The 12,580-nt window shown below is 64.1% G+C and carries 11 protein-coding genes; 7 read left to right on the top strand and 4 right to left on the bottom strand.

Annotated elements, in window-relative coordinates; translation table 11 throughout:
• Positions 1-420 precede the first annotated feature (420 nt).
• The 4 genes from DM374_RS31775 to DM374_RS31760 all read left to right on the top strand — a co-directional run bounded on the left by DM374_RS31775 (position 421) and on the right by DM374_RS31760 (position 4,729).
• Positions 421-1,398 (top strand): helix-turn-helix transcriptional regulator, encoded by a 978-nt coding sequence (locus DM374_RS31775; protein ID WP_110973444.1) that lies wholly within the window; start codon positions 421-423, stop codon positions 1,396-1,398.
• Positions 1,399-1,530: 132 nt separating this feature from the next.
• Positions 1,531-2,403 (top strand): transporter, encoded by an 873-nt coding sequence (locus DM374_RS31770; protein WP_110973443.1) that lies wholly within the window; start codon positions 1,531-1,533, stop codon positions 2,401-2,403.
• A gap of 22 nt (positions 2,404-2,425) precedes the next feature.
• A complete protein-coding gene (locus tag DM374_RS31765) occupies positions 2,426-3,589 on the top strand; it encodes an MFS transporter (RefSeq protein ID WP_110973442.1) in 1,164 nt (387 codons plus the stop codon).
• A 33-nt stretch (positions 3,590-3,622) separates the two neighbouring features.
• Positions 3,623-4,729, top strand: coding sequence for a class II histone deacetylase (locus DM374_RS31760; protein ID WP_110973441.1), 1,107 nt, complete (start codon positions 3,623-3,625; stop codon positions 4,727-4,729).
• A gap of 58 nt (positions 4,730-4,787) precedes the next feature.
• Here DM374_RS31760 and DM374_RS31755 read toward each other — a convergent pair whose 3' ends face one another.
• The 4 genes from DM374_RS31755 to DM374_RS31740 all read right to left on the bottom strand — a co-directional run bounded on the left by DM374_RS31755 (position 4,788) and on the right by DM374_RS31740 (position 9,415).
• Positions 4,788-7,226 (bottom strand): TonB-dependent siderophore receptor, encoded by a 2,439-nt coding sequence (locus tag DM374_RS31755; protein ID WP_225422657.1) that lies wholly within the window; start codon positions 7,224-7,226, stop codon positions 4,788-4,790.
• Positions 7,227-7,320: 94 nt separating this feature from the next.
• Entirely contained in the window at positions 7,321-8,292 is a 972-nt protein-coding gene (locus DM374_RS31750; RefSeq protein WP_225422655.1) for a FecR domain-containing protein, read from the bottom strand.
• Positions 8,289-8,804: a sigma-70 family RNA polymerase sigma factor gene (locus DM374_RS31745; RefSeq protein WP_110973438.1), complete on the bottom strand. Its 516-nt coding sequence runs from the start codon at positions 8,802-8,804 to the stop codon at positions 8,289-8,291. Before DM374_RS31745 ends, DM374_RS31750 begins: the two co-directional genes overlap by 4 nt.
• 131 nt (positions 8,805-8,935) lie before the next feature.
• Entirely contained in the window at positions 8,936-9,415 is a 480-nt protein-coding gene (locus DM374_RS31740; RefSeq protein ID WP_110973437.1) for an isochorismatase family protein, read from the bottom strand.
• Between the two features lie 141 nt (positions 9,416-9,556).
• Here DM374_RS31740 and DM374_RS31735 point away from each other — a divergent pair, with 141 nt between their 5' ends.
• The 3 genes from DM374_RS31735 to DM374_RS31725 all read left to right on the top strand — a co-directional run bounded on the left by DM374_RS31735 (position 9,557) and on the right by DM374_RS31725 (position 12,396).
• On the top strand, positions 9,557-10,174 hold the full coding sequence (locus DM374_RS31735) for a LysE family transporter (RefSeq protein WP_110973436.1): 618 nt from the start codon (positions 9,557-9,559) through the stop codon (positions 10,172-10,174).
• Between the two features lie 75 nt (positions 10,175-10,249).
• A complete protein-coding gene (locus tag DM374_RS31730; protein WP_110973435.1) occupies positions 10,250-10,780 on the top strand; it encodes a P-loop NTPase family protein in 531 nt (176 codons plus the stop codon).
• A 29-nt stretch (positions 10,781-10,809) separates the two neighbouring features.
• Complete coding sequence (locus DM374_RS31725) at positions 10,810-12,396, top strand: hypothetical protein (protein ID WP_110973434.1); 1,587 nt, start codon at positions 10,810-10,812, stop codon at positions 12,394-12,396.
• The last annotated feature ends 184 nt before the right edge of the window (positions 12,397-12,580 follow it).

Raw genomic sequence — 12,580 nt, 5'->3', positions numbered from 1 at the left:
ACCTATGTCTGTCAGGCCATGGTTGACCGCCTTGGTGGTCCGGCTCAATCTCTAGACTGGCGCCTAAACCGCCCCGTACACTCCAGCCATGCGCCAAGGCTGGCAACGCAAATCCCACAGGCCATGGCACGTTGCAACCAATGTAGGAGCGAGCTTGCTCGCGATGCGCCGCGCGGGCGGCGCTCGATCTCGAGAACGCTGAAAACCTCTCGGCCAGCACTTGGACGCCATTACCCGATTCACTGACTGGCGCCTCGTGGCCTCAACCATCCCCCCTCCATCCTGCATCTGTAGGATAGTGATCCCGCCCCAATCCACCGACACTCTCCCCCAGGCCCTGCCAACGTCGCCACGACGCTCCGGTCCTTGTTGAACCCGTGACGAAACCAATAAGAAAAGTCGCACAGAGGTATCCAACCCATGAGCGGTCATGAACACAGCCTTGCCAGCCTTCTCGCGGCGTTCAGCGCCACCACCCTTGAATTGCAGCGCCTCGCGCAAAACAACGACATCGAACATTTCCACCAGCCCGCCCTGGCGAGCATCAGCCAGGTACTGCCCTTCACCAGCGCCTGGTGGGGCCGCGCGGCGCTGATCGATGGCATGCCGGAAGAGCACAGCTCGTACCTCTACAATCTGGCGCCCAGCTACCTGCCGGACTGGCAATCCATTCGCCACACCGACGTGACCATCCACCGCGTCCACGAACGCCCGGGTCAAACCGTCATCGTCGACATGCGTGACCCCGCCAACGGCGCCGGGCTCAACTGGCTCGGGGAAACCTACGGCATCGGCGAGCTGCTGTGCGTGGTCTACATCGACCCGCAAACCCACCTCAGCGACCACCTCGCCCTGTACCGCGCCCCGGGCGCACCGCGCTTCACCGAGCAGGACTGCCGAATCCTCGACAACCTCATGCTGCACCTGGTGGCTGCGGTGTCGGCCAACCATATCCGCACGCTGGTCGCCAAACGCGAAATGCTCACTCCCTCGCGCAACCTCGCCCTGGCCGTGTGTGACCAGCGCGGTACCTTGCACTGCGCCGAACGGGGCTTTGTCGATCTGCTGCTCAACGAGTGGCCGGACTGGACCGGCCCCTTGCTGCCGGTGCCGATGGACGCCCGCGGCTATGACGGCAAGCGCTTGCAGGTCGAAGCCTCGGCGGTCGGTGACCTGTTTCTGCTGGCCGCCCGTGGGCGTAATGCCTTCGACCAGCTCAGCCCGCGGGAAAACGCCGTGGCCCTGGGCTTCGGCGAGGGCAAGACCTACAAGGAAATCGCCCGCGACCTGGGCATGTCGCCCAACACCGTGCGCCATCACATCCGCGCCATCTACAGCAAGCTCGGGGTCAACGACAAAACCCGCATCGCCCATCTGCTGCATACGCCACCTGACTGATCCCCAGCGCTGACCCGCACTGACCGATTCGCCGGTTTACCGGCGACGGGATCCCTTTGCCTTTTTTTTGCCACTGCCCGGTACCGGCGAGCCGTTCGCCACCCAACAACTCGAAGAAGAGACGAAAAGAGCATGAGCAACCACCTTCACCGCACCCTGGCCGCTGTCACCGGCGGCCTGTTGAGCCTCCAGGCCAGCGCCGCCGACCTCAACGCCCGGGACTTTTTCGGTGCGCCCTCGGGCACCACGCTGGGCGTGCTGTACCTGCCGGCAACCCGCGCCAATGACTTCCACGGCCCGGCCGACAGCACCGGCAAGGCCGAGCTGAAGGTCAACGCCGTGGCCTACCGTCAGGTGTTCTTCACCGACCTCTGCGGCACCCTGTGCACGCCGCAGTTCATCGTGCCCTTCGCCGATATCGACGCCCGCCTGCCCGGCGCCAGCGGCCACACCGGTGAAAGCGGCTTCGGCGACCCGCAAGTCGGCGGCACGCTGTTTTTCATCAACGACCCGGCCTCGCGCACCTACAGCGGCCTGCTGACCCTGGTCACCCTGCCAGTTGGCGAGTACCACGGGCAGAACCCCGATGTCTCGCCGGGTGCCAACCGCTGGGGCACCACCTTCGTTTACAACTACACCCAGGGCATCGGCGAAAAGTGGGTGCTCGAAGCCAACCTCGAAGCCCAGCTCTACGGCAAGAACGACGACTATTTCGGCGCCGAACTGAAGCAGGATCCGCTCTACCGCCTGCAAGCCTTCGCCTCCTACGACTTCACCCCCGCCACCTACGGCGCGCTGCGGCTGATCCATGCCGATGGCGGCGAACTGCGGATCAACGATCAGCGCATCGACGACACCCACAAGCGCTACACCCAGGTCGGTTTCGAAGTCGGCCACTGGCTCGGCCAACAGAACCAACTGATGTTCAGCCTCTCGCAGAACGTCGCCACCGATAACGGTTACCACGGTGCGGACGCCTTGCTGCGTCTGGTCCATGTGTTCTGATCGACTGCCCCGGAGCTTGCCCATGACTACCCAGACCAGGCCGCTGTCCGGCGGCAACCTGTTCGCCTCCTCGCAACTGGCGCTGCTCGCGGCCATCGTGCTGTTTGCCGCGATCACCCCGACCATCCTCATGACCGCGCCGGCCGTCGCCGCGCAACTGGCCACGCAATGGCAACTGAGCCCGTCGCAGATCGGCGACCTGTTTTCCACCGAGCTGGGCGCCATGAGCCTGGCCACCCTGCCCGCGTTCTGGTGGCTCAAGCGGGTCAACTGGCGCACGGCCGCAGTGCTCGCCGGCCTGCTGTTCATCGGCGCCAACCTGCTGTCGATCTGGGCCCAGGACTACAGCACCCTGCTGGCGCTGCGTTTCTGCAGTGCCCTGGCCGGGGGCTCGTTGATGATCATCTGCCTGTCGAGCGCCGCATCCACGGCCAATCCGAGTCGGGTCTATGGCTTGTGGGTGATGGGCCAACTGGTGGTCGGCGCAATCGGCCTGAGCGTGCTGCCACGGCTGTTCGAGCACTACGGACTGGCAGCCTGCTACCTGATCCTGGCGGTACTGATGACGCTGTTCCTGCCGCTGGCGCGCTACTTTCCCCAAGGTGCGCCGGGCGCGCAACAGAGCGTCGATGAGCGTCCACGGGCGGCGAAATGGAAGGTCGCGCTGGGCATTCTTGGCATCCTCAGCTTCTACATCAGCCTGAGCGGGGTCTGGACCTTTATCGGTGCCATCAGCGCCAACGCCGGCATCTCCGCCGAAGCCAGCGGCGAAGTGCTCGCCATCGCCACCGTGATGGGCATCGTCGGCGCCGGCTGCGCCTCGCTGATCGGCGACCGCCTGCCGCGCGTGCTGCTGTTGCTGCTGGGTTACGGCCTGATGGCAGGTTCGGTGCTGTTGCTGCTGGGCCAACCACCGCTGGCCCGGCTCGCTCTGGCAGCACTGGCCTTCAAGTTCACCTGGACCTTCATCCTGCCGCTGATCCTCGCCTGCCTGGCGGACCTGGACCGCTCCGGAAAACTGATGAACGCCTCCAACCTAGTGATCGGCGGCGGTCTGGCGATAGGCCCGGCCATCGCCGGACGCCTGATCGAAAGCAGCGGCGGTTTCCAGCCGCTGCTGATCAGCGCCGCCGTTGTCACCCTCGCCTCCCTGTTGCTGATTCTCGGCTGCCGCACCAGCGCCTGAGCCGCCCCATTACCCAGAAAGAACGGAAAGACCATGAGCCGAACCACTGCTTTTTTCTTCGATGAACTCAGCCTCTGGCACAGCGCCGGCCTGCACGCCCTGACCCTGCCGGTCGGCGGCTGGGTGCAGCCGCCCTCCGCCGCGGGCCATGCCGAATCACCGGAAACCAAGCGCCGCCTGAAAAGCCTGCTGGACGTCTCCGGCCTGACCCGCCAGTTGCAGGTGCGCAGTGCAGCCAGCGCCACCGACGAGGATCTTTTGCGCGTCCACAGCGCCGAGTACCTGCAACGCTTCAAAGCCATGAGCGACGCCGGTGGCGGCGAACTCGGGCCGCACGCGCCCATCGGCCCGGGCAGCTACGAGATCGCCCAACTGTCCGCCGGCCTGGCCATGGCCGCGGTCGACGCCGTGCTGGGCGGTGAAGTGGACAACGCCTACTCGCTGTCGCGGCCACCGGGGCACCACTGCCTGGCCGACAGCGCCATGGGCTTCTGCTTCCTGGCGAACATCGCCATCGCCGTCGAGGCGGCCAAAGCAAGACGCGGACTCGGCAAGGTCGCGGTGATCGACTGGGACGTGCATCACGGCAACGGCACCCAGTCCATCTTCGAGGACCGCGGCGATGTGCTGACCATTTCCCTGCATCAGGACGGCTGCTTCCCGGCCGGCTACAGCGGCGAAGAAGACCGCGGCCGGGGCGCCGGGCTGGGAGCGAACATCAACATCCCGCTGCCACCGGGCAGCGGCCATGACGCCTACCTGCATGCCATGCAGCGCATCGTGATCCCGGCACTGGAGCGTTTCGAGCCGGAGCTGATCATCGTCGCCTGCGGCTATGACGCCAACGCCGTCGACCCGCTCGCGCGGATGCTGCTGCACAGCGACTCGTTCCGCGAAATGACCCGGCAAGTGCGCGAAGCCGCCGAGCGGCTGTGCCACGGGCGGCTGGTGCTGGTGCATGAAGGGGGGTATTCGGAGGCGTATGTGCCGTTCTGCGGACTGGCGGCGATCGAGGAACTGGCGGGCATCAGGACCGAGGTCAACGACCCGATGCTGGAGTTCGTGCAGTTGCAGCAGCCGAGCGCCACCGTGACGGCATTCCAGCGGCGGCTGGTGGACGAGATGGCTGACCGGCGCTGAGGTCAGGCTGGAGCGGCGCGCTCCCCACGGAACAGCGCCGCATACCGGGCTTCAGGGCTTAGAAGTCGTAACGCAGGCTCAACGTCGCGTTTCGCGGAGCGCCGTAGTGGCCATAGCTGCCAGCAATGCCGGCGTAGTACTTCTCGTCGAACAGGTTGTTCACATTGACCGTGGCCGACACCTGATCATTGACCTGATAACGCGCCATCAGGCTGGCAACGGCGTAGTCGTCATCCTTGACCTTGGCGTTGTTGTAGCGGGAAAAGGTCAGTGCCTTGCTCGAATTCCAGTTCACGCCACCACCCAGGGTCAGCTTTTCCCAGTCGCCGGGCAGACGATAGGTCGTCCAGAACCGCACGGTATCCATGGGTAGCTGGGTGCTGAGTCGTTCGCCATCGGCGTCCTCGGTCCGGGAATGGCTGTATCCGGTGTGGAGGTTCCAGCCAGCAGCAAGCTCACCCGCGACCTCAAGGTCGAAGCCTTTGGTCTTGGCGCCGTCCACTGCACGGGAAGCATCGGCGCCAGTGGGAGTTACCTGGCCCGGATCCAGTTCCGCGAAATTGTCCCGCTCCACCACGTAAACGGCAGCGTTGGCATTCAGGCGGCCATTGAAGAACTCGCCTTTCCAGCCCAGCTCGTAGTTCTTGCCGACCACCGGATCAAGCACCTTGCCGTCTTTGTCCTGGGCGGTCTGGGGCTGGAAGATGTCGGTGTAACTGGCATAGACAGACTGTTCGGGCGTCAGGTCATAGACAAGGCCCGCGTAGGGCGTGACTTCACCGCTTTCGCGCATTTTGCGCGGAGTGCGGGCGTTGGTGATCCGTGAGAGGAAGTCGTAGTCGTAGCGGTAGTTGGAAACCCTGGCCCCCAACAGCAAGTGGAGAGCATCGCCGAGATTGAACCGGTTGGCCACGAAATAGCCGCTCTGGCGGGTATTGATGTCCAGCAGCACCGAGGGCCGGTAACCGTCACGCGCGAGGTAGTTGTCCCAGGTATAGAAATTGAAATCGGCAATCCCGCCGGTCTGGGAGTCGTGATGGTTTTCGTAGTCCGAATAGTTGTAGCCGACGACGAGCTCATGGGATCGGCCAAACAGCTCATAACTGCCTTGAAGATTCACATCCACGCCCTTCTGCACCTGGTCCGCGGAGATCTGCGCCCGCTCGGCCCTGGCGGCACCTGTCGCCTGATTCAGGTAGCTCAGGCCCGATGTGCTCTGATACCAGCCAAGGTCGGCATCCCGATCGACATCCATGTAGTTGGTGACCACCTTGAGCTTCCACTCATCGTTCAACTGCTGCTCAAGGGTGGCGGTGTAGTTGAGGGTCTCGAAATCGTCATACATCCACCGGGCGCCCGAGCTGACGGAGCGCGAGAAATCGGTTTGCTGGCCATTGGTGTACAGCAGAGGCACACCTGGGGAGCCCGTCGACCGGTATTTCTGATAATCGACACCGAAGCGCACGAGCGTGGAATCCGTCAGGTCGGCTTCGACAACACCGTAGACAATCTCGCGCTTCTGCCCATACCAGTCCATGAAGCTGTGGTTGTCCTGCTTGGCAGCGACCAGTCGCCCACGTACGTTGCCGGTTTCGGTCAGCGGGCCGGACACATCCGCTTCACTGCGGTAGTTATCCCAGGAACCGACGCTGGCCTGGACATGCGCTTTGAATTCGCGGGTGGGTTTCTTGCGAATCAGGTTGATCACGCCCCCCGGTTCACCGGCACCGGTCATCAGGCCAGTCGCACCACGAACGACCTCGATCCGGTCATACAGCGCCATGTCCAACAGGGTGCTGGGCATGTTGCGCGTTTCGTTCTGCTGGCTGGTGTTGACGCCGTCGAATTGATAGGAATTGATGGCGCTGCCACGGGAATAGATGTTGAACCGCTCGCCACCATCCTGGGACATGGTGATGCCAGGGGTCTCGTTCAGCACATCAGTGATGGCGGCAAGATGCTGGTCGTCCATGCGCTGGCGCGTGATGACACTGATCGACTGCGGCGTCTCGCGAATCGACAGGTTCATCTTGGTTGCAGTACTGGTCACACCCGTGGTGTACGCACCGGTCCCTTCCGTCGTTTCGCCCAGCCCCGTGGACTGGACGCTGGTGGCGCCCAGCTCGATCGATCCGTCATTGGCCGCCTCGATGATCTGGTAGCCGCCGTCACCCAGCGCCACGGCGCGCAGGCCACTTTTGCCAAGCAACTGGTTCAGAGCCGCGACGGGAGTGTAACGGCCGTGCAGGCCGGCGCTGGCCTTGGCCGCCAGCACGCGCTGGTCGAAGACGATATTCAGGCCAGTGGCGCGGCTCAATTGCGTCAGGGCACTGTCGAGGGTGCCGGTCTGGATATCGAGCTGGATTACTGCCGTCGTGGCGTCTTCGGCCTGCGCCGCAGGGCAGACGACAAGGCCCAGGCTCAGGCACAGGACAGCATGGCGTACCGCCCGGGAAAGCAGGCGGGGATGGGCAACGAGGGTATTTCGATGGTTCACGGAGGGGTTCTCGGCGTTGGCTTCAGGAGACATTCGAAGAGCTATGCCGTCCCGCAATCGAAATCCCCTCAGGGTGCGACGTTTTTTTCTCGCCTCACGCGGGCGCCAGGCGAACCCAGTAGCGCGTCAGTCGATGGACCTGCAACTGGTGCGAGCGGGCGATCAGCTCCATCGCCTGTTCCGGGCGGTCAGTGCTGAAGTTGCCGCTGATGGACAACTGCTCGATGTCTGGGTCGCAGCCCAAGTAGCCGACGCGGTAGCGGGCCAGCTCCTTCAGCACCTCGCCTAGCGGCAGGTTGCGGGCGATGAACATGCCATCGCGCCAGGCGCCGTGTTGCGCATCGGCTGGCGCCAGACGCAGAGCCTGCACGGTACTGATGCGCCAGCGCTCGCCGGCCTCGACGGTGAGCGCCTCGGCGCCCGCACTACGGCTGACCCTCAGCGCGCCCTCCGTGACCGACACACAGGTCGCGCCGTCCAACAGCCTCGCTTCGAAACGGCTGCCGAGGGTTTCGAGCCGACAATGCGGAGTCTGCAGGCGAAACGGGCGCTGCAGCGCGGCGACGGCATCTTTGCCGGTAGCGATAGCCAACTCGCCGCGCAGCAGGGTGAACAGGCGCTGCCGACTGTCGAAATCGACGCTGACCGCGCTGTCGGTGTTGAGGTCCAGCACGCTGCCATCGTCTAGTGTCCAGCGCCTGTGTTCGCCAATCCGCGTGCTGTAGTCCGCCATCAGACGCTGCCACGGCGCGTACTCCCGCGTCCCCCATCCACTGATGCCGATGCCGGTCAGCAGCGCCAGCAACTTGAGGGCCTGGCGCCGCTGCAAGCGACCTTCGGGGAGGCGGTTGAGGGTTTTAAGCGCCGCGGCCTTGGGCAGCCCGGCAAACTGTCCGCTCAGGTGCTGCATCCGTTGCCAGGCTTGTTGATGCGTGGGGCTGGCCGCCAACCACTGTTCGAAGGCGCACCGCGTCTCGGCGTCCGGAGTGTTGAAGATCACTTTTAGCGACCAGTTGATCGCCTCGTCGACGATCTTGCCGTGCAGTTCGGTAAGGGGGCGGGTCACAGCGACTGGGCCTCGAAGGTCGCCAGGTAGCAATGGCGCATGGCCTGGGTGATATAGCGCTCGACACTGGCCACCGACACACCCAATTGGCGGGCGATGGCCGGACATTTCAGGCCCTCCAGTTGGGCCAGCAAAAACGCCTGGCGCACCACGGGACGCAGTTGATCGAGCAGGCGATCGATGGTCACCAGTGCTTCCAGCGCCAGCATGCTGGTTTCCGGCGACAGCGCCTGTTCTTCGGGCAACTCCGCCAGGGTGTCCAGCCAGGCGCGCTCGATATCACGGTGGCGCCACAGGTCGATGACCAAGCCACGGGCGATGGTTCGCAGGTACGCCCGCGGCTGCGCCAGCTGGCCGGCCATGCGCCGCTGCATCACCCGCACGAAGGTGTCTTGCGCGAGGTCGGCGGCATCGGCGGAATTACTCAAGCGGTTGTACAGCCAGCCCCGCAGCCAGGCATTGTGTTCCAGGTACAACGATTCGATTGTCGCGGGGTTGTCGGGGGTGGGCATGCCGATTCCTGTGGCCATCACAATTGATAAGCGATCTTATTATCATCTTGCCATCAGTGATTTGTGAAGCCTCGGTGTTGCGGCAGGTGATCTCCAGCGTGTTCAAGGCCTGTCAGCCTTGAACCTGGGCCTCACCCACCCAATTCCGCCATCACCTCTGCGGTCGTGATGACCTCGCGAAAATGATGCGTCCAAAGGTCAATCCCCAACCGCCCCGAGCGGTCCAGCGAGGAACCCACGGTCAGGTCGGTGACCAGCGTCGGGCTCAAGCCGGCATCGAACAGCGCGAAGCCGGCGGCGAGCACGCAGGTCTCGGTCTGCATGCCGCAGACCAGCACCCGCTCCACCCCAAGCTGCTTGATGTACTCGAGGGTTTCGGCGGTCTGGCCGTAGCCGTGCTTGATGAACACCCGGTCAACCTCGACCAGGCATTCGTCTTCCGCCGCCGGGTGCCAGCCAAGCTGGCGTTGAAATGGCGTGACCTGCTCATCATGCAGTTCGACCGAGGCGATCGTCGGCAACCGTGCCGACAGCCAGCGCGCCCGGTCGACCAGCCACTCGGGCGGGCTGAAGGTGGACTGGATGTCGACGATGAGTAGCACCTGGCGCATGGACGGCCCTCGAAGGTGAATGGAGGGCGCGGAGTATATCGCCAGTGGCGTGCCACACACACTGCGGCCCCCTCGATACCGGCAGCGGATGATAGGCTACGCCCCACTCGGCTTCTTCCATCCGCTACAGGAGACTTCCCCATGCTCGGCGTGACCGACTACGGCGCTTTCGTGATCGCGTTCATCATCGTTCTGGCCATTCCCGGCCCCGGCAACTTCGCGCTGATCACGGCCACCGGCAAGGGCGGCATCAAGGCGGGCATGGCGGCGACCTGCGGGGTGATTCTCGGTGATCAGGTGCTGTTGTGGCTGGCAGTCGCCGGCGTCGCAACGCTGCTGGCCGCGTATCCGGCGGCCTTTCACCTGGTGCAGTGGGTAGGCGCGGCCTACCTGGCGTACCTGGGCCTGCGCATGCTGCTGAGCAAACCCGGCGGCGCGCCGCGCAAGAGTCGCATGGACAATGGCCATTACCTGCGCCAGACCATGATGATCACCCTGCTCAACCCCAAGGCGATCATGTTTTACATGGCGTTCTTCCCGCTGTTCGTCGACCCGGTGAAACACCAGGGCCTGGTGACCTTCGGCTTCCTCGCCGCGACCGTCGCAGTGGTGACCTTCCTCTACGGCCTGATCGCCGTCATCCTGACCCACAAACTGGCCGAGCGCATGCGCGCCAACCCACGTATCAGCAACCTGTTCGAACGTGCGGCGGGCGCCTGCCTGGTGGGGTTCGGGATCAAACTGGCGGCCATGCGCTAACAGCGTTCGCGGCCGTTGACAGTGCCGCGAAAACCGGCAGAATCGCCGGCCTTTTTCGTGACAGGACGGCTCTCCATGCAACGGATTGTGATTCTCGGCAATGCCGGCAGTGGCAAATCCACCCTCGCCCGCGCCCTGGGCAAACGCCTCGACCTGCCGGTGGTGCACCTGGACAAACTGTTCTGGGAGCCCGGCTGGGTCGAGCCCGATGCCGAGCAGTTTCGCGAGCGGGTCCGCGCTGCCGTTGCATCCGATGCCTGGGTCTGTGAAGGCAACTACGCCCGGCGCACCTTCGACCTGCGTCTGCCCCGGGCCGACCTGATCATCTGGCTCGATACGCCGCGGCTCACCTGCTTGCCGCGAGTGCTCCTGCGCAGCCTGATGAACCGTCCGCGCCCCGACCTTGCAAAAGGCTGCAGCGAAAAGCTCGACCGGGAATTCCTCACTTTCCTCACGTTCATCTGGCAATTCGATCGCGGCTACCGGCCCGGCATCGAACGCGTGCGCCTGGCCGTCGGCCCGCAGGTGCCGGTGGTGCACCTGCGGGGCAACCGGCAGATCGACGAATTTCTTCAAGCTCTGGGGACAGCCGCCGATACAGCCTGAACCAGTATGGAAACTAAAGGCTACCGATCATGAGCCCAACCATCGCGGGATTGCGCATTTCCCCCGTGTACATTGCGCCCCAGCCGGCACCCGTCAGTACCGAGAGCATCAGCGCGGTCGAGCCGGTCACGGCCATCCCCAGCACCACCGTCAGCCTTGGGCAGAGCCCAAACAGCAACGAGGACGCACGCCTCTACACCTCGCGAGGCACCCTCGGCGCGTCGCAGGTCCGCTACGCGCTGGAGCAAGACAACCTCGACAAACTCAGTATCAGCCTGATCAGCAGCATCCAGTCGTCCTCCATCGGCGCCCGCTTCCAGGGCATCGGCGCGGCGTTGCTGGAGCAACTGGCGGCCAACGGCGGGCAGTCCGTTTCGCAATCGGTGTTCACCTTCACCGAGGGCACCCAGCCCAGCGCCGAGGCGCTGAAACTGCAAGGCAACGGCCTGCGCGAGAACCCGGCCAACGCCGTCAGCCTGACCCTGACCAGCGCCTCTGGCGCCACCGTCACCCTGTCCCTGGCCAGTAACGAGAAGGGCCTGGCGGTCAGCGCCCAGGTTGAGGGCGGCCAGCTCACTGACAATGAACTCAAGGGCCTGGCTGCGCTGGCTGACAGTTTCCAGGGCGCCATCAACGGCCTGACCGAAGAGCCGCCGCGCCTGGACCTCGGCAACCTGGTCAAGGTCGACCCGAACCTGTTCAGCTCATTGCAGATGAGCGCCCAACTGGAAACCGCCAGCGGCGAACTGCAGCGCTTCAACCTGAGCCTGGACGACAGCGCTCGCACCCTGAGCCTGCAAGGCCCTTCCGGCAACGTGCAGTTGAACCTCGATACCCGCGACAAAACGCTGCTGGGTAACGACGCCCAGCGCCAGGCGGCGATCCAGAATTACCTGACCCAGTTCGACGCCGCGCAGCGTCGGGGCAAGGGTGACGAAAACCTGACGAGCTTGTTCAAGGACGCCTTCGTTCAGCTCAACAGCGCCGACGATGGCAGCAAGACCTCCACCGAACGCACCTCGGTGCTGGGCAAGAACGACCGCGTGCTGCTCAGCGGCCTGGCCGACTTCAGCGCGTCGATCAGCCAGGAGGTCAAGCAGGTCAACCCGATGCGGCTGTCGGAGACTGACCACTTCGACTACAAGGTATCCCAGTCGACCACGGTTCGCGGCACAGCCCAGTCCAGCCGCTCGGTGCAACAGGACCAGCAAGCCAGCCTGACGGCCGCCTACCATGCAAGCCTCAACCCGGAAGTGGCGCTGGCGCTTGGCACTGATAACGCGTCGCAGAACTACCGCTATCACGAGATCAACGATCAATCGAGCAGCAGCACTCGCCTGGCCTACGACAAGAAAGACCGGCTGATCGAGGCCAGCGCGACACAACAGGCCAGTCAGAACGAGCGCGTTCGCACCTTTATCAATGGTGTGGTGGAAGCAGATGTGAGCACGCCGACCTCGACGTCCGAGTCGCGTAACCTGCTGGGTCTGCTCAATGACGCGTTCGCCCAGGAACGGGCGTCGCAGAGGGATCGTGGGGTTTCGATTCTGGAGGCGCAGTTGGCGTCGAAGCGCAGTGAGTGGGGACTGGAGTCCGATACCTCGAAGATTCGCTAGGGGTTTGGCTAGCTGCCGTTAAAAGCTTGGGTGTGGGTGCTGGGCTTTGCGAGTTTATCCGCGGGCTTATCCGTTCGATGTGGTGAGACTGCCGGCCCCTTCCGCCTCTACGGCGGCCTACTTTTCTGCTTGGGAAAAGTAGGCAAAACCGCTCGCTCCCACATCCGGCCCTACGCTGCGCTCC

The sequence above is a fragment of the Pseudomonas huaxiensis genome, from assembly GCF_003231275.1.
In the GTDB taxonomy this organism is placed as follows: domain Bacteria; phylum Pseudomonadota; class Gammaproteobacteria; order Pseudomonadales; family Pseudomonadaceae; genus Aquipseudomonas; species Aquipseudomonas huaxiensis.
The sequence above is the reverse complement of the archived record's forward strand: the minus strand, read 5'-3'. Positions and strand labels throughout refer to the sequence as shown.